This is a genomic window from Pseudomonas sp. PLMAX (assembly GCF_046042685.1).
GTDB classification, from domain to species: Bacteria; Pseudomonadota; Gammaproteobacteria; order Pseudomonadales; family Pseudomonadaceae; genus Aquipseudomonas; species Aquipseudomonas putida_AE.
The window spans coordinates 2,565,446-2,583,457 of record NZ_CP064949.1; the positions used below are offsets into that span (position 1 = coordinate 2,565,446).

Here is an 18,012-nt window from a genome sequence, read left to right on the forward strand (position 1 = left end):
GGCCTTCCCCTCTCCACATCCGTAAGAATGGCTCTCACTATCCTTGCGAGCGCTTGGCTGGTTCACCTTCATAGGCCAAAAGCACCCCGCTTGATGGCAATTTGGTATCCTTCAACGATGGTTGCCACTTGGAAAGGATTCAATCTTGAAGCTCCAGTTCGTACGTATCTGTGGTTTTCAGTCGTTTGGTGTCGACCCTGTCACTGTTGATTTATCTGATCTTACTTTTCTGATCGGGCCCAACGGATCTGGCAAGACTGCGACCCTTCAGGCACTTTGCCGACTTTTCTCGTTTGATCCCAATCAGCGACGTTTACGAAAATCGGATTTCTCCGTTCCTCATGATGAGACAGAGGTTCCAGAGAAGCGAACGCTCTGGATTGAGGCTGAGTTTACGTTTCCTGAGCTTGGTGACGACGAGAATGAACACTCGACTATCCCCACTCATTTTGGACATATGCGTCTGGATGACCCGGATGGTACTCCGCGTGTGAGGTACCGCCTGGATGCATCGATTGGTATTGATGATGAGATTGAGCAGAGCCTTGTTTACGTCCTGGATGTAAACGAGGATGACGATCCCGTCGATACTGCACCTGTGCCACGGGACGAACGAACCTTTATCCAGGTTCACTACCTTCCCGCGCGGCGCGATCCTGCTGATCACATTGCATACGGTGCGAATGCTTTATTGGGTCGTTTGTTACGGGCCGTAAATTGGTCAGAGCAGCGCGAGACGATCCAGCAACTCACTGATGGTATCTCTGAGAGTCTGACTTCGAACGAATCGGTGCTAAGTCTCAGTGCTGGTCTGTCGCGAACGTGGAAGGAACTACACAAAGGGCAGTTTTTCACGCAGCCTAGCGTGACGTTCGTGGCCAACGAAATCGAGTCGCTGTTGCGCCATCTTTCAGTGTCTTTCTCACCTGGCCATGGTGAGCAGTTGGTTGATTTCTCAAGACTCAGTGATGGGCAGAAATCTATGCTCTACCTTTCGCTGGTCTTGTCTTCCCAAGCTGTTGGACGTGCCGCGCTGGATGGCAAGGATGACTCCTTTGATCTTGAAAAACTCAGGCCTGCTGTGTTCACGATCATTGCTCTGGAGGAACCGGAAAACAGCCTGTCACCCCACTACCTGGGACGGATTGTATCATCGCTCAAGGCGTTGGTAGGCGATCCCCAGTATGTAGATGCTCAGGCACTCATTGCGACTCATGCGCCTTCGATGCTTCGCCGGGTTGATCCTGCGTCCATCAGGTATCTCCGGTTGAACGAAGCGCGCTGCACAGTCGTGACGAAGATCAAAATGCCGCCTAAGAGAGAGGAGGCATACAAATTTGTGAGAGAGGCCGTGCAGGCCTATCCCGAAGTTTATTTCTCGCGGTTGGTGATCCTCGGCGAGGGTGACAGTGAGGAAATAGTCTTGCCTCGGTTGCTTGCCGCGAAGGGGCTTTTGGTTGATGAGGCCGCTGTAACTGTTGCGCCGTTAGGAGGGCGCCACATCAACCACTTCTGGAGACTGCTCAGTGGCCTGAACATCCCTTACGTCACGCTTTTAGACTTGGATGTGGCGCGTTACGGTGGGGGATGGGGGCGGGTTAAGTACGTGGCTACAGAGATGAAGAAGCACCGTCCAAACGATGTTTATCTCACCGATGATCAGCTCAAGAAACTACCTGTATGGAATAACCCTACTTACAAAATTTTGAAAGTTGAAAAAGACCCTAAGTATAAGTCTTACATAGCCAATCTTGAGCCACTGGGCGTATTTTTCTCATCGCCGATGGATCTGGATTTCTCGATGCTCAAGGCATTTCCGGAGGCATACGATTTGTCCTCCGACGGCTTGGTTGCGCCTAAACTTGCTCAGGTAAAATCTGTGCTTGGCGATAGCCACTTCGATTCCAAGCAGTACTCACTGAAGGAGCGCAAGCACTTCATCGCATACCACAAGCTTTTCAAGCTCGACAGCAAGCCCAAGTCGCATATCGAAGCACTCTCCAAGCTCACGGATGCGCAGTTACTGGCCGCTATGCCGGAGTCGTTGGGTCGGTTGGCGGATTTCGTCATGGCCAAGGTTGAGGGCCTTTCGGAATGATCTCTCCTGATGATTGGAGACCGTCTGAAGGCATCGATTTAGAGCCCAACGCGGAGAAGGCAGTTAGGGAGGTCAAGCGGTGCGTGGCATTGACCGCCGGCCCAGGTGCTGGCAAATCTGAACTGCTTGCACAGCGTGCGGATTTCTTGCTGACCACGGGGGCATGTCGTTACCCGAAGCGGATCCTGGCTATCGCTTTCAAGGTGGATGCGAGCAATAACCTCAAAGAGCGCGTGTGGAGGCGATGCGGGCCCGATTACGCTAGTCGATTCGACAGCTATACATTCCATGGTTTCGCCAAACGGATCATCGAAAGATTTCGCCCCGTTCTCTCCGGCGATGATGCGCTCGACGCCGGCTTTCGCGTTGTAACCAAGGGGAAAGCACACCCTGCTCAGACGGAGTTTGGCCTTCTCATCCCTCTGGCCCTGAAAATCCTAGGCGCCTATCCAATGGCGGCGACTGCTATCAGGCAAACATACAGTGACGTGTTTCTTGATGAGTTCCAGGATTGTACGGACGAGCAGTACGCACTGGTCAGCAAGATCTTTGTAGGTACGAGACGTCGCGTAACGGCGGTCGGGGATGTGAAGCAGAAGATAATGGGGTGGGCCGGCGCGCTCGATGGGGTGTTCGGGAAGTTCGCCGCAGATTTTGCAGCAGATCATCTCAACATTTACCGCAACTTCCGGTCGCTGCCCCAGCTGTTAAGGTTGCAGAACGACGTCATAAAAGTCCTCGATCCCGGATCCGAGATGCCTGAGGAACTGTTAGGCGGGGAAGGTGGTGAAATCCTGCTTCAGGAATTCAGCGACTGCACAGAGGAGGCCATATCTCTTGCGGATCAGATCGATACTTGGATCAATATTGAAGGGGTTGCACCATCCCAAATCGCCGTGTTGGTTAGGAATTACCCCGAGGCCCACACAGCTCGCTTAACCTCTGAGCTGGATGCACTGGGTATCGCACACCGCAATGAGAACCAGTTGCAAGATATTACTACGGAACCCATTGCCTTAGTGGTCGTTGACTTCCTGTTATGCCTCTACGGATCGCGTGAGCCGAAAGCATGGACAAGGTTGTTGCGACGGATCATTCCGGTCGATGACGACGAACATGGCGGTGTCGTTCGAAGTGACTGGAACAGGTTTATCAAGGAGGCACGCAAATCTGCCGCCGAAGATCTCGCCGCCAAGAACTATGCACAGAGGTGGCGCCTGTTGAAGGAGTTCCTTGGCATGGTGGGGGTCACCCTGCTGACTGGGCTTTCCCATGATTACGAGTCACGAGATCGCCTTAAGGAAATCATCCGAGATGTCAAAAAACACATCGATACGTCGTTGGAGCAGGAACCAGACTTGTGTAAGGCCCTTTCGCAGCTGACTGATGATCAGTCCATACGAATCCTGACTGTCCACAAAAGCAAAGGCCTTGAGTTCGACTCGGTTGTGCTTCTAGGTGTGGAGAGGGAGGCTTATTGGGGTAACGATACCCATGAAGTGCGCTGCACTTTCTTCGTCGGGATTTCTCGTGCCAAAAGGCGGCTCGTGGTCACTACAGCCAAAGCCAGAGATAAGCTTGCCGACATCCCAAGTTGGCGTACCAGCCGGAATCCACACGGCGAGTTTCTCGGCTATATCGAGTCCTGGCAAACGGCTGAATCATGATGGGCCGCAAAAGTTTTCGGTATATGGAAGTGGTAGCCCTTACCGTAGCGATAGATGCTGTTTATTAAAGGCTCTGCACCCGCCATCGCACCAGAGTGAGACTATGGCGTGGCGCGGTATCACACGGATGTATACGCTGATAACCATGAATCGAGGCACTGGGCAAAAAACAGCTTCCAGTTGCTGCTAACCCTTAATTAATACGGATGCAGATATGGATTTCTTGCTGATTGGTAGGTCTGATCGAACACCCTCAGAAGGGCGTAATATCGCCTATTTAGGCGTTGATAACTGGAATGATTACTCATACGTGACCATGTTTTATGTCACATTGTGTGATGAAAATGGTGCGCGTCATGACCTCGGTAATGTAAAAATTGGTTTTGTAGGGCAAACAACCTCGCAGAGCACTCATTCAATGCTCCCCCGGCGCTTTGATACCCTTCCTGAGGGTTTCTTTTCGCTTGGTACGGACGTTGATTATTATAAAAAGCTAGCCAAGGATATTAGTCCAGAGACATGTAATAGTTTCTTGAGTGGGCTGAGAGATGTGGTGGCCAATACAAATCGACTTGAACAAGCAGCTCCAGAGGACGTATTTGGTACCTCGCTACTACGAGGAGTGAGCATAAGCACCATCAAGGAACAATTTACTAGGGTGCTCCATGGCGGAGTAGTAAGGACAAATTTCTCATTCTTATATCGCAGACTTCCAGCTGAGCGAGTAGCAGGTGTAGAGTTAAGTTTTGAAGTAGAGTCGGATTCTAAGCCCAGTACAAATATACATTCTATTATCGGAAGGAATGGTGTAGGTAAAACAACCATTCTTAACGGTATGGTTCAGGCAGTTACTGGTGGGCTTCCGGAGGGGGAGGGCTTTTTTGTAACAAACGGATGGGCAGGCATGCAGACACCCATCAGTGCGGAATATTTTAGCAGTTTAATATCAGTTTCTTTTAGTGCGTTTGATCCCTTTGAGCCTCCTCCCGAGCAGTCTGATCCATCGTTGGGAACCTGCTATTACTATATAGGGCTCAAAACACTATCCTCGAGTAATTCCGAACTTAAAAGTTTGCGTCAACTTCAGGCAGAATACATAAGTGCGTTGGGCTTGTGTATGAGTGATCCGAGGAAGAAAAGTCGCTGGCATAAAGCGATAACTGCTCTTGAGTCAGATGAGAATTTCTCAGACATGAGTCTGCCATCTTTATTAGAGCTGAGTAGGGCGGATGCCCAAAGTACGGCTGCGGTATTGATGTCTCGAATGAGCTCTGGTCACGCCGTGGTATTGCTTACAATTACCAAGCTCGTTGCGATGGTCGAAGAGAAAACCTTAGTCTTATTGGATGAACCGGAAAGCCACCTTCATCCACCGCTGCTTTCTGCTTTTTTAAGAGCGCTAAGTGAGCTTCTTTATGACAGAAATGGAGTGGCTATAATTGCAACGCACTCACCCGTAGTGTTGCAGGAAATTCCAACCTTATGTGCATGGAAAATAAATAGATCTAGATTAGTATTAGATGCAAAACGCCCGGAAATTCAAACATTTGGAGAAAATGTTGGTGTATTAACCCGCGAAGTGTTCGGCTTGGAAGTGCGTAAGTCAGGATTTCATAGTCTTCTTGATGCCTCAGTACAAAATGGCGGGACGTTCGACCAGATAATGTCTGAGTTTAGTTATCAATTGGGTTTTGAGGCTCAAGCAATATTGCGTGCGATGGTTGCGTATCGAGATTCACGGAGTGGAAATTGAATCGCATTAATCCCCCCGCAGTGACTGGTCTACAGTCTTTCACCCACTGCGCAAACTCTATAGTACAGCCCCTCATCAGGCAGCGAATGCTCGACTCATCAGGCGAGATTGAGGCGGCAGCAGTTGCATATCAAAACCATGCATTCTTAGGTACGCTCTTTTCCATCCCTCCGCTCTTAGCTGCAAGAGGAGATGATCCTGTCGTGTTTGGAACGTTATTAAAGAGTGAGCTTATCAATCTCTATGATTACAGTATGGTTCAGCGCCATCCTGGTCGAGACTATTACGATCGGATATTAACTGCGGCTAATGAGAAGTGTCCATACTGCGGAGGGATTGGCAGGCCCCAAAGCCTTGACCATTATTTGCCGAAGTCTCACTACCCACAGTATTCCGTGAATCCTCAAAATCTGATTCCGTCGTGTAGAGATTGCAATACCGGAAAGAGTAACGGCTTGGCTCAGGATGCTGCTGGCCAACCCATCCATCCTTATTTAGATTCAGACCGATTCTTTTTAGAGCAATGGGTTTCGGCAGAGGTCGTGTATACAGATCCATGTTACATTCGTTTTTTTACTAGCGTTCCTCAGGCATGGCCGCAAGTAGATGCGAGTCGTGCAATAAATCACTTTTCTGAATTCGACTTAGGTAAGCGTTATGCTATTCAAGCAGGAGAGGAGCTGGGTGTGCTTATCGATCAAAGGCGTGGCTTTTTAGCTGACTTAAGTCCTCAGGAGTTTGCGCAATTTTTAAACTCTGTGGCGAGCGCACGACTGTTTCCAAATCACTGGAAAAAGGTGATGTATCAAGCGCTTTCTACCGACCATCGTTTCTGCTCAATCGTATTCTAATTTGACGCGTTACTTCATCGTGTTCCTCAGCTAACGTTTTTTAGCATTTTGAGGTAGTCGCGCTTGAAGGTGATTCAAAAATTCTAAGAGCTGGATGGATTTTTGCGCGTATTGGCAAGCGATTCGAAATGACGAATGCTTGGCATCCGATTGGTGTGTGGGGCCGTGCGGAACAACTATGCACGCCCCACATCTATATACATCAGTCGCGGATGTACCCGCTGACGTAGTGGTCATAGCAATCGTCGCAAACGAACCCTGACTCAACCTCATGAGTCGCCGGCTCGCCACAGTCGCATGTTGCGTGGGAGATCCGGTGCAAGCTCTGACAGTCAGGGCAGCGCGGACTTTGCTGGTTCAGCTCGTCGTCAACTGACTCGAAGTCAGCCTCGGACGTGGTGCACCCGCAATCGAGGCACTCGAACTCTTCCTGCTCTTCGTCAGAGCCGTCGTTATCCCACATTTGAACGCCGCTCATGACCGACCCCCTCTGAGAAAACCAGGAATACGCATTTCAGGCTGCGGATCAGGATTGAACTCGCCGAAATGCTCCCTCAGGATTGAGTCGAATCCGTTTGCACGGAGGGTCTCAATGATCACAAAGCTAAGCGGCGCCACACCCCCACTCGTCTGCATCACCTGGTGAGAGGTATTGCCCAGCACTTCTCGAAAGATCTTCACGGAGTAGTCATCGCCGCCGTCAATAGACAGAAGCGCACACTGCGCAGCACCGTAGTAGTCGTTCTTGAAATGCAGGAACTCAGCGAGTACGCGCATGGCTTCGGGCTGTTTGTTTTCGTAGGCCATCAGCAGGTACTCAATACACTCAACCTTGTAGCCACCAGCGTTCGAGGCAAGGAAAAGGCCTGCCAGGTACTGGGAGTACACGTGACCTTTCTTTGCGAGCGACTTGTATTCCTTCAGGGTGGTTTCAGGCGTCCACACAGGAAGGTGCAGGAAAATATCCTTATCCTTGTGGTACTCATCGCTCATCGGATGCTGGTCAAGGTTCTCCGCGAACGCGGCCTTGAACCGGGCGATTACCTTGTTACGGGCATCGTTGACCAAATCAGAATAGGAGTGGCCGTACTGCTCTTTGGCGTAGGTGTCGAAGGCCAAACCGATCTTCGTACCCTCCGGTGCAGCCTTCAACGCTGCCTCGCGAAGGTCATTGACCTTGACCTTGATGCCCTTGTAGGGAATCGAAAGTGTGAGCTGAGAGGTATCAATCGCCTTGACGAGATGATCGAATGGGTTGCGCTGACGCATAAGCCCTGTGATCTCGATATCCCGTTCGCTCAGCGGGGCTCGGGCCCAGGCATCCATTTTCTCCTTACGAGTTTTTGGATCATGCCTGTCAGCACCAACCTTAGTGCCAGGCAGGATGAAGTCTTTACTGTCAAAGACCTTCTGGCGAATCGGAGTCCGATCTTTACCCAGAATCGTTAGGGTAAATTCTTGCAGGTTTGCTGATTTCGTGTTCATAAGCACATTCTCCAAAATTTGGGGTTTTGGACAGTGTCAGGCCACTAAACAAAGTCACTTTGCCAAACTGGAAAGGCGCTTCATTTGCTTTACATCAGAGTTGCTTTTTACGACTGTTTGATTCCCAAAGGTGGCCTATGGACATGGGGTCAGCCACGCGAGCAGAGAAAATATCCCCACTCTCCATGGCTGTCAAACGGAGATTGTCCGCTTGTCGCCATATGGTCGGTGGTTCGGCAGAGCATGGCCCTAGGATAGGAATAGCTACGCTTAAGCGAGGCAGGCTTGCTGTAGGCGGAGCTAAGCTCACGTTGCGGCACCTTACGCCACTGGATCCTTCGTTTTATCCCGACTTTCAATACAGATCCAAAGGCTTGATTCAAGATTTCTTCGGCAAAAAGAAGGAGCAAGCCCAGCTCAACGATCTTCTGAACAACGTGTTGAGAAAATATGCGGAGCTGAAGCAGCCATACTTCACGAACTTCATTCATACGACTCGCGAAGCGAACGCTGTTTTGGATCTGATTGGTAGGCTCTAAAGGGGAGTGGTGGTGTGAGGCGATCCGACACCGTTTTGCGGGTTTAGATCAATCCGGAAAAAGTGCTTGACGTAAACTGTGTATGGATATACAGTTATCTCAATTGCACAGACGATGCCAATCCTGGTCGTAGCGTTTGGGGACGCCAGCACGGATCGTGATGCAACCAGAAAAAGTCCCTTAATTGGGGCTTTTTTTTGCCTGAAAATCGGGAAGGAATCTGGCGATCACTGCGCAATGCGCCATGAAGGATGCTGAGCACGACGCCAATGCTATCGCTCCTTCGAGCCACCGGCTCGGCTCAGGACGCCACTTGATTCGCAAATGGTTATCGTACGAAACGCTTGAGTGACCGGCGACTCGCTATTACTTGCTCTCGTATCTCATCTGGATCTATAGACATACCGCCGTCTGGCGTAACGCGAAGAGATTGCAGACTATTGAGAGAGGTGATGAACGCGCGATCTCTGGCTTGCTCGCGGCCTGATCTTTTGTCTCGACAAACGAACCCTATCAATCGACCTAGCCACTTCATGCCACGCTCCTATTCTCGTGTTCCATCCCAGCATTTTCAGCGATGTGCAGGATAATGTCCTTATCATTTCGTCCTGCCGATCGGAAGGTGGTTAGGTATCAGTCGCTCACTCCAATCCCGTAGCCTGCTTTCCGAGTTGATCAGAGAGGAACGTATAGGGCCTGACGCTTGGTGACGCTTCCATCTCCAGGAAATACCCGAATTTATTGGTCAGTAACGCGTTTTTTGCTCAGTAACGTTGCTTACGTTACAAGTCAAAACCTACGTTACAGTACGCCTGAGTAAAGCTCCGAAGCGAGCGGAGCGCGCAGGCCGGCGGCCGGAGGCGTGCGGGACGGAAGCCCGTCGGGCCAAGACGGAGCTTGCGATCGGTGGTTCACGCCAGCCCACTCCTGCAAGGACACGCACCAAACTCGTACGTTTGAGAACCTAGGATTCTAGCCACGAAAAATATTTCACTTTTTCGCTAAAGTTTTTCCTCGCAACATCCGTTGTTATTTTTAACAGCAACGAAATGGTGATTTATGAGCAAGGCTGAAATACAAACAACTGGGTTTTTCATAGAGCGTGAGTTCACGTGTTGGCGCGAGCGTGATTATGAAAAATTCTATCCATGTAAGGTGTCAAAACAGGAGGGTAACTATGTAAGTTTAAGTATGGGCGATATGTCGTACAACTTTGACGACACCCTTGCTGAAGATATAGCGCGTTGTATCTTGGATGCGGATCTCGTCACTGTGGGTAAGCTTTATGGGTATATACCAAAGCCTGCTATGCGAGATAGTGACTTTGATAGCTGGTATAAACAGAATAGTTCTGGAACTTGGAATTATTTTGGTGAAGGGATGTTCGGCTGTCATCGATCAGGAGGTGTAATAACTTTTATAGAACGGGTAACTGATGAGGACGATACAGCTGAAATAATGGGCATTTACACAATTGATGACGTTGGGATAACGCTGGTGTTGGAGTCCTCAAGCTATTCGTTCAGCAAACTTGATGCAGTTTGGCTGTCCAACGCGTTGATGGGGGCCTTAGGAGAGGAGCCGCTCGACTTCGTGAAAATATTGACCATGTGATGACCATGGCAGCATTTTCAGCGATGTGCAGGATAATGTCCCTGCCATTTTGTGCGGCCTCCCGCCAAGGAGGAGGTGTCAACCGCTATCCCTGCTATCTGAGGAAAGGTGGGCGACTTTGCCGGGAGTCTGAATACCGCTTACAAAGCCAACCGTATTCCGAGTATTCCATCCGAGGCCTAGACTCAATGAAACCATCTGATGCCATCAAAGGTAAGACAGGGGAAATCAAAAGAATCGTTGAGTCATATGGATTCGTTTCTCCTGGAATTTTTGGATCGACAGCACGCGGAGAGGATGAAGAAGGAAGTGATCTTGACCTGCTGGCGACCATTCCAGACGACATGGCGGGCCAGGTTTCGCTATTTGACATCGCTAATCTGCAAGACGAACTCGAGCTGATGCTCGGCGTGGTTGTTGATTTTAATGTCGAAAACAACATGCCGGAGGCGTACAGAGGTCGGATCGAACGCGAAGTGATTAAGCTGTAGTGCGGCGGCATGAGTGTTCAATGATGGGCGAACCCTCGTCACCTCGAGACAGCCATAGAATTCAAAGCCCTGCTGCTAGTCGTAAAGCATTGGCCACTCACTGGCTTCGCCGGAGGTGTCAGATGAGCGAACGAGTAGCAGCTAGATATTGGACAACCTGCTCGAGACCCGCCCGGCATGTGATGAGGTCACGGGGACGACTACTCAGATTACGATTCTTGCTGCTTATCCATATCTTTGCATTTTGCTCGTTTCCTACGAGTGCGAGCAAAGACTGATAGAGCTCAACCAAATGTAAGGCCCGGTTCCACGCTTCAGTGTTGGGTTTCAGTTCGTGTCCATGACGTAAACGCAGCACACGGGAAACCTGCTCGCCTAGGACAGCTGATAGATCAGTGTCATCAAGCCCCAACCCTTCTCCGGCTCGGATAAAAGCTTTGCTAAGCACAGCGTTTTCAGCGCTCGATGTGACTGATTTCATGCTCCACCATATGGTATGTGATGAGGCGACCAAGCTCCGCTGGGGCGAAGCCCGGTCGGCTAACGGAAAACTCTATTCCGTCGATTTCTTTATCCATTCAGCAAGGTAAGGATGCGTCGTATGTGAGATGTATTTCATCAACTCCGACAATGATGGCGAGTCGGCCTTCATCATGTTGGCAATTACAGAAAGCCTCAGTGTATGTCCAGATTTCCGCGTGGCATCGCCCAAGGCTTCTCGCTGGTAAAAACTGATGATCTTGTTCATTTCATCCGACCTCATAGGACGTGTGGCATCTGCTGCTGATGGAAAGAGATAGTCATCTTTAGAAAGTCCTGCTTTCTGAATGTATTTGCGAGCCAAGGCTCCAAAGCTGGATGGTAATAAGAGATTGATTTCCTTTCCCAGCGCCTTTGTGGCATGCAAGCGTAGATGGATGTTGTAGCCAGCGCGAAAAATGTTGCGGGGCTTGGTGCCCTTGAGTTCATTTGCGCGCACGCCCTGAAGCAGCGCGGAGAACAAGCATTGATCCCGAAGGTTCCCTCTGCGCTGAACCATCTCCCAGATGGATTTCAGTTCAGCGTCACTGATGAGTTTAAGGGGCGACCTTGTAAATTTACGGTTCAGAACCACGCTTTCTGACTTCCCGACCTCTCTATTTTTGGGCGGATGAGTAGCCTTTCGCCTTACTTTCCTAACATCGTCAGGAGTGTTGAGGGCCACTCCCTCTGTTAGAGCTGGGGTGTTCCCATCCTCCAAGCCTCGAAAAACGCAGAGCGCCTGCAATGGCAATACCGCCACCAGACAGAAAAGATCATCTTCACCAATGTCGATCACTTTGCATGACTGACAAAAAGCAAAAATGGATGTGCTGATTCCGTCCCTGACTTCCGCCTGAGTTGGCACGGGCGCGTGATGATCACAATTTTCTGATGATTGTTGCAGATCATGGAGATCGCGGTAGCCTAGACCACGTGCCAGTATTTCCTGTGCTGAGGACAGCATCAAAGGAGTGGCGCTTGGCCAACTCCGTTGTAGTTTTTTAGCAATACGTTTGAGGCCGCGTTTGTCGCAAAGATCGGCGGTATAGATGGGAATACGCATGACATTCTCCAATACATCAGAGTGTCGGCTGCCCCTGACGATGTCGAAGTGCATGCGAAGAAGAAATGAATCAACCTGAGGCTAACAGCCTTCGCGAGCCGACCGCGCGATCCAGGAAACCGTACATTCAAAGTAGCACGACCATGTGATCTGTCTAGCGATTCAATCAAACAGAGGCATCCATTCGTCCTGTTAGGCGTGAAGGAACGAATTGCAGATGTTGATTTTCGACGGCAACGAGTGGGTTTTTTCGAAGAGCCGCTCGAGAGAATGCCCAGTATTCATTAGTCTGTAACGCAGTTTCTGCCTTGTAACACTACCTGGGTTAAATGGCGCAAAAGTACGTTACAGAGATGATTAGCTTGTCCGATAGGTGGTTATGCCTTACCTCGCCAGGAGACCCTCGCGTTGCCCGTCTCCGAGTTTATTGCAAATTTTTTACGAGCTTATCCTGCCGGGTGGCAAGGTGGGCGTAAATTACTTTTAATAAGTTAGTGCCGATTTATACATCAAAATGATTAGCCTGTTTTTGGCTATTCATTAGTATTTTGGTTTTTTTGCAATATGTCAATATATGGTAATTAAGCTGCATGTATACAAGCTTGTTGTTTTTTTGTCCGGGGTGCTTGCTGGAGGCATGAGCTTGGTCTATTTTTTATGACAGGTGAATATTCCTAAGTTTGAATTTTTGAACTTCCTGAAACAAGGGCGGAGAACGTCATGCCAGAAGAAAACAGCAGGGTTTTTTCTCGAGTCGCTCATTATTTTCGGACAGTCGATTTGTTGTCTGAGTCGAGCCCGGGCTTTATTCCAGAAGGTTTTTGGTCAGGGTGCTGTGTCGATGAACCATATTGGCCCGCGCTTGTTCTTTTACGGGAGGCAGTACGGTCTCATCATATCTGGGCAACATTTGGCATCAGGGAAGGACGGGAAACGATTAACGGTACCCAACCTGCTGTGTGCTTCTCAGGTTTCAACGTAGCTGACCTGATTGCCGTCAGGGACGGATTATCACCAGCGGACGAACATGCTACTCAGTATGCCATCACCTTCCCGATTCGCTCAGCAGACCAAATGGGCGCGGAGCAGGCCGTTCGAGGTGGAGATCTCCGAACTTTTTTGATGAAGGAAAGCGGTTCAAGGTTCGTGACGGAAGCTGAGGTGGTTAGCAAGTTGTTCCGGTACATCAACGTTCAACTAGATTTCTTCAGGGAGCAGCCCTCCGCGCCGGAATGGCGATGGCCCTATACCGGAAAATATCACGACGAAGTCGCCAGAATTGAGGAGGAAGGGTTTGAAGGAAATTCGATCCCTGGGCTGGATTTGGCTCAAGAGAGTTGGTCAGGAGTTGGGGTGGTCGTATCCACTGAAGCGGACGCTCTTCGGCTTCAATACGACATTTTATCCCTGATAGACCAAGGGCTCGTTTCGCAAAGCCATTTCGATCACCTTCTAGTCTGTAATCGGCTACCGGCGAGCTTGAGCGGACTGACAGAGGCGAAGGTCAAGGCTGCTGTCACTGCCGCCTGCTTTGACTTCAAATCTTGCCTGGCCATGTCAGATGAAGCTGCAATCGCCGCCTTGAAAGATTTTTCCGCTCGAGTGTTTGATCTGGAGCGTTCGACGCCGGAATCCGAGGTGCAAGAGGTCGGTGGGTGCTGGGTGTATTTTCTAGATAACACCCACCCCTATGTGAGGGCGCTAGTGAAGTCCGGCCGAGTGGTGGTCAATGAGACGGGCCGATACCTCGGAAAACTGGTGGAGCTGAATTGCGATCGTGACCTGAGAGAGCGGCAAAATATCGTCGAAGTTTTATGCGAGCAGTTGCAGGAGGCGCACAGTGTTGTCTGCAGCTATTACAGCGTGCGCAACTCTTGGCATCCCGATGGCATACCATCCTATTGCGGTCAGTTCTGGGGCGGATTTTATAGTGTCACGGACGAATCAGAGGAAGAGGAGATAGATGACGATGAGGGCTAATGCGTTGGTGCGGTGTACAGATGTCGGATCGGTGTGCTCACTTGCCGACCGGTGCCTCAAATGGCGGAGACAATCGCATGCTGGCTTTGACCGTATATCCTACATATCTCAGACAGAGGAAAGCCTCTGCACTGCTAGCAAGCGGAGCGCGCAGGCGTGAGGATGGAAGCCCTACGGGCCGAGACGACGGCGCTTGCGCCCGAGGCTCGGTTCACGACAGCCGGCCCCTCTAGGGGCACGCATTAACGCCAAGTCGTTTATTGGTCTTCGAACTTCACATCATCACTAAAACCAAAATCATAAGGATCGTCTGGTAATATCCCCCTTTCCATAGGCTCTGCCCCGTAATCAATATTTTCAGACTTCCAATCTTCCCAAAACAAAAACATATCAGCCGTATAACCAGTAATACCTAATGCATTGGCTGCTAAAATCCCAGGCACATATTTTCTGAACAACCTACCCCCATCACTTCGCTGACCAACACTCCTATCCTTGATAAATACTGTTGTCCAAGAGTCATACAGCACACCAGAAGCAATATCCCCCCAAGCCTCCTCAAAGTCTTCAAATAACTCTCCTACCAATCGGGCGTCGTATGCGATGAAAAGCGTTCCCTTTGAAGCATGCAGCAGCTTTACTGGGGAAAGCTGCTGCATCACGATTGCCTGCTCAATCAAATCGATGACTCGAGTATCAGGTGTTCCTTCCCACAGAACAGCAAATTTCTGCATGCATACAACATCAAGGGGCATGTAATTTATGTCCAATGATTGCTGTGTGCTGAACACTGTGTACCCACCCTCATTATCTTCGTTTTCGGGATTTTCGTGTTCTGTATAAAGCATGCGGGAATAAATCATGATACGCTCCCTTTTGGAAAAGCTACGTTAATGACAGTCGATATGCGGTAGGACAATGCCTATAACGAGGCATAACCCTTCGGGCAAATGTATTACGCGTCAGGCTTCCGATTATCCGGATAGATGTAATACGGTGATGCGAGGCACTCGGAATGTTCCATCATGGCGATATTTAGCACGTCATTCGGGCAATTCCCAACTGCCTCGGGCTGACCACTATCCCCTTGCGATAGGTACGCCCAAACATGCTCGTCGATGGATGGTAGGTCAGAGAAATCATCCAGAGACGCCAGATCATATGGCTCAATTCCCAAGCTATAGGATTCCAGAATTTCTTTTGCTACCTGCCAAAAGACGTAGTCGGAGTGTCCAGAGAAGACCTCGTTAACGTTGGCAAAATCTACAGTCAGCCGAACTGGGCTCATACACATGACCTGTATCCACAACGACTCGATTTCTTGGAAGGTGGCGCTTGATACTCCACTGTCCAGAAAGAGATAAAGCGTTTCTTCGTGCGCAGCGATCAGCTTCACTGGCGACATGGCGCCTAGGATGTACGCGCGCTCCAGGGCTGCGCTTGTATATGGATTCAACGGGTCGCCATACATGACTGCAAAGCTCTGCTTGGCTGCCTGTGGCATCACCTCCAGGCTTGGGGTTTTCCACTGCAAGCAACTGAACACCACATGATTGGGCGCGTCATGAGGTTCTACAGGATCGCATTCCGGGTGAAAAATGTCTGAAAAGGGCATGACGGGTTCCTCTCTGCTGATTACTTTGTATAAAAGACGACAGGGATGAGGATGCAAGGTGAGGTGACCGGTGGTACTGGTTATATATACAAAACAGTATGTTATGCGTGTACCCGTTGATTTTTACGAGTTAACGGAGGATGCCCGTACCGGCTGAATTGACAGGCTTTCTTCGTCGGCTTCAGTGCAGAGCACGCAGAGAGGAGCGCTCATCACAGTTGATGAATAAGCCGCTCCAGCATTTCCAGTTCCTGGGTGCTCAGCAAAAAGATCGGGTCGAGACCGCCATGGTCGACACTCTCGAGTGACCAGCGTCGGCCATCAGGACTGATGCACCCATCGCAGTAATCGAACTCGCCGCATTCGTTAAAGATTACGATGTACCGACCTTCTGCATCGACGTGGAAAGGCCCGGCTAAGTTTTCGTCCCAGGATTCTTCGTATACTCTCTTCACGGTGCGGCGCTTCAATGTGTACTGAGCACCACAGACATCTTGAGCTGTGAGCGGAGGTATTGGAGGAAATACTCACGTTCTGAAGGCTGTGCCGGGAGCGGTACCTGGGAATACTACATCGGCACGTCAGCGAGCTTCGATAGTAAAGGAACCACCGAACATCCAAACGAACAATTATAACTGTTGAAGAAGCCGTTCCGGTGCCTCTTGATACCGAATGCTCGTAAAAAAAATCGAGTCAAGACTCACGTGGCCGACGTTGTCCAGACCATCTCGGCAATCAAGACTGCTGCACTCGTCGCAGTACACGAGCAAGCCACAAATAGCTAAAACGTGAGTTCCCAATTTTTGAATGATGTGGGAAGTCCGTCGAAAAATTCGTCCAATGAATCTGTGCACATTCTCTTAATATCACGGCGATTCAGTCTGAAATACGAGCAAATTACATCTGTAAGACTCGCTACGCGAAACTAATGAGTAGATATAACTTTATGATTTAAAGGCAAAGTTTTATAGTAAATTTCGCAATAACTTTCTCGCTTGATAAGCGTGTGGGGTCAAAAAACTCGACTCAACCGAAATCGTTTTTATAGCCATCACGATCCTAATTTTTCCTTCAGAAGACGCAAAAAATCAGCGCCTTGACAGACGGTATAGAAGATTTCGAAATATAAAAATTGGGTGTGTGGAGGGTGTGGTTCTTAGAATGTCATGACAAAACATTATCTCAGCTAGTAGGATTGCGGATTTTATATGGCGCAGATTTTTTCAAAAGACAAATAGGTGTTTGTTAAATCGTGCGATATCTAATTGGTTAAAAATATATGTCAATTTAGAGTATATTTATTTTGGCGATATACAGAGAATCAATGGCTTAGAGGGTAGAGTTATGTCGTGTTGCTATAAAAGCCATTTTAAATTAATTGAAAACCATAGTTTTTTTCATCTGAAAATCAATAAAAGATATGCACTAATTTTACTAAGTTGTTTCGGGAAATTGCAGTTTGTCAATATAATTATAAATGTTTGTCCATACATCGAAAAGGTTCGGGTGCTATGCTGATGGCGTCGAAAGTGGTACTGAAATTTGACTGGAACTTACGTTTCATTGAGGCTAGCCTCTTCATTGAGAAGGCCGAGTCGAGGGCAGCCGAATGAAAAAGAAAATCTTCCAGGCCACCGAAGCGTTATTTGACAATGCAGAGCTAGATCTTATTCGCGCTAATGTGGGAGCGAAAGGAGATGCGATGGGCAAAGCATTGTTCGAGCTGCCTCAATCTGGACTTAGAACACGGGAAATCTTGAGTTGTCGATTGAATAAAGGTAATGCCGCCGAAGGTTTGAAGGCAAAGATCTCGATCTATAAGTTCCCGCGTGGTAACTGTTCTTTTAACTTGGTTGCTCTCGGGTTATCGACTAGGGCGTGGGGAGGCATGCAGGATGCCAAATGTGGAGATTATTTATTCCCTGACCCGAAAAATGCAAATCAGCCATTGTCTGTTCGGATATTTCTGGCAATCACGGTTGATTGGTTTCAATGCACGGAATTAAGTAAAAGTCGGTGTACATTTGCAAATTTGCGTCGGTCAGTTATTGCAAAAAAATCAAATAGGCACTGGTGCTTCTTGCTATTAATTGTTTCGTCGTAGTTCTCTGCATTCACTTGCTGCTAAAACACACGCAAAATTCGCTCATGTTTAAATCCACTCTGCCGTAGAGTGCCACTAGGTGGGTAGTCGAATGTAGAGTTTGGTGGAAACATACTCCACTCCGATTCTCGTATCTGAGCACAAGAAGATGATCAAAAAGGGTGATGTCCAACCTCCTTTATTGGGCCATCGCTTCAGTGCTTTAAGTTGAAAATCGTCCCGCTGATAGG

At 49.2% G+C, this 18,012-nt stretch carries 15 protein-coding genes and 1 pseudogene; 9 read left to right on the forward strand and 7 right to left on the reverse strand.

Features of this window, described 5'->3' with window-relative positions; genetic code table 11:
- Window positions 1-145 precede the first annotated feature (145 nt).
- From DKB71_RS11890 to DKB71_RS11905, 4 genes are all read left to right on the forward strand, one after another.
- A complete protein-coding gene (locus DKB71_RS11890; protein WP_408600508.1) occupies window positions 146-2,098 on the forward strand; it encodes an ATP-dependent nuclease in 1,953 nt (650 codons plus the stop codon).
- Window positions 2,095-3,765 carry a UvrD-helicase domain-containing protein gene (locus DKB71_RS11895; protein WP_408600509.1) on the forward strand — a complete coding sequence of 557 codons (1,671 nt, stop codon included), beginning with the start codon at window positions 2,095-2,097 and terminating at the stop codon, window positions 3,763-3,765. Before DKB71_RS11890 ends, DKB71_RS11895 begins: the two co-directional genes overlap by 4 nt.
- 214 nt (window positions 3,766-3,979) lie before the next feature.
- A complete protein-coding gene (locus DKB71_RS11900; protein WP_408600510.1) occupies window positions 3,980-5,518 on the forward strand; it encodes an AAA family ATPase in 1,539 nt (512 codons plus the stop codon).
- An 86-nt stretch (window positions 5,519-5,604) separates the two neighbouring features.
- Window positions 5,605-6,369 (forward strand): HNH endonuclease, encoded by a 765-nt coding sequence (locus DKB71_RS11905; protein WP_408600511.1) that lies wholly within the window; start codon window positions 5,605-5,607, stop codon window positions 6,367-6,369.
- Between the two features lie 202 nt (window positions 6,370-6,571).
- Here the strand turns inward: DKB71_RS11905 and DKB71_RS11910 are convergent, their stop codons facing one another.
- Complete coding sequence (locus DKB71_RS11910; RefSeq protein ID WP_408600512.1) at window positions 6,572-6,847, reverse strand: hypothetical protein; 276 nt, start codon at window positions 6,845-6,847, stop codon at window positions 6,572-6,574.
- A complete protein-coding gene (locus DKB71_RS11915; RefSeq protein ID WP_408600513.1) occupies window positions 6,844-7,854 on the reverse strand; it encodes a hypothetical protein in 1,011 nt (336 codons plus the stop codon). Before DKB71_RS11915 ends, DKB71_RS11910 begins: the two co-directional genes overlap by 4 nt.
- A gap of 299 nt (window positions 7,855-8,153) precedes the next feature.
- Here DKB71_RS11915 and DKB71_RS11920 point away from each other — a divergent pair.
- The 3 genes and pseudogenes from DKB71_RS11920 to DKB71_RS11930 form a co-directional block, all read left to right on the forward strand.
- Window positions 8,154-8,360 (forward strand): annotated as a pseudogene (locus DKB71_RS11920) (restriction endonuclease); the annotation flags it as partial.
- A 1,092-nt stretch (window positions 8,361-9,452) separates the two neighbouring features.
- Entirely contained in the window at window positions 9,453-10,007 is a 555-nt protein-coding gene (locus DKB71_RS11925) for a hypothetical protein (protein ID WP_408600515.1), read from the forward strand.
- A 188-nt stretch (window positions 10,008-10,195) separates the two neighbouring features.
- Complete coding sequence (locus DKB71_RS11930; protein ID WP_408600516.1) at window positions 10,196-10,498, forward strand: nucleotidyltransferase family protein; 303 nt, start codon at window positions 10,196-10,198, stop codon at window positions 10,496-10,498.
- 118 nt (window positions 10,499-10,616) lie between these two features.
- Here DKB71_RS11930 and DKB71_RS11935 read toward each other — a convergent pair whose 3' ends face one another.
- Together DKB71_RS11935 and DKB71_RS11940 are read right to left on the reverse strand one after the other, a co-directional pair.
- Complete coding sequence (locus DKB71_RS11935) at window positions 10,617-10,979, reverse strand: MbcA/ParS/Xre antitoxin family protein (protein ID WP_408600517.1); 363 nt, start codon at window positions 10,977-10,979, stop codon at window positions 10,617-10,619.
- Between the two features lie 72 nt (window positions 10,980-11,051).
- Window positions 11,052-12,083 (reverse strand): tyrosine-type recombinase/integrase, encoded by a 1,032-nt coding sequence (locus tag DKB71_RS11940; protein WP_408600519.1) that lies wholly within the window; start codon window positions 12,081-12,083, stop codon window positions 11,052-11,054.
- A gap of 720 nt (window positions 12,084-12,803) precedes the next feature.
- Between DKB71_RS11940 and DKB71_RS11945 the strand changes: the two genes are divergently transcribed.
- Window positions 12,804-14,063, forward strand: a complete 1,260-nt coding sequence (locus tag DKB71_RS11945; protein ID WP_408600520.1) for a DUF4427 domain-containing protein — start codon at window positions 12,804-12,806, stop codon at window positions 14,061-14,063.
- 257 nt (window positions 14,064-14,320) lie between these two features.
- Here the strand turns inward: DKB71_RS11945 and DKB71_RS11950 are convergent, their stop codons facing one another.
- The 3 genes from DKB71_RS11950 to DKB71_RS11960 form a co-directional block, all read right to left on the reverse strand.
- Window positions 14,321-14,926 carry a hypothetical protein gene (locus tag DKB71_RS11950; RefSeq protein WP_408600522.1) on the reverse strand — a complete coding sequence of 202 codons (606 nt, stop codon included), beginning with the start codon at window positions 14,924-14,926 and terminating at the stop codon, window positions 14,321-14,323.
- Between the two features lie 92 nt (window positions 14,927-15,018).
- Window positions 15,019-15,678: a hypothetical protein gene (locus DKB71_RS11955; protein ID WP_408600523.1), complete on the reverse strand. Its 660-nt coding sequence runs from the start codon at window positions 15,676-15,678 to the stop codon at window positions 15,019-15,021.
- A gap of 212 nt (window positions 15,679-15,890) precedes the next feature.
- The gene (locus DKB71_RS11960) at window positions 15,891-16,133 is read right to left on the reverse strand and encodes a hypothetical protein (protein ID WP_408600524.1); all 243 of its coding nucleotides are present in this window, start codon (window positions 16,131-16,133) and stop codon (window positions 15,891-15,893) included.
- A gap of 1,154 nt (window positions 16,134-17,287) precedes the next feature.
- Here DKB71_RS11960 and DKB71_RS11965 point away from each other — a divergent pair.
- Window positions 17,288-17,782: a hypothetical protein gene (locus DKB71_RS11965; RefSeq protein WP_408600525.1), complete on the forward strand. Its 495-nt coding sequence runs from the start codon at window positions 17,288-17,290 to the stop codon at window positions 17,780-17,782.
- The last annotated feature ends 230 nt before the right edge of the window (window positions 17,783-18,012 follow it).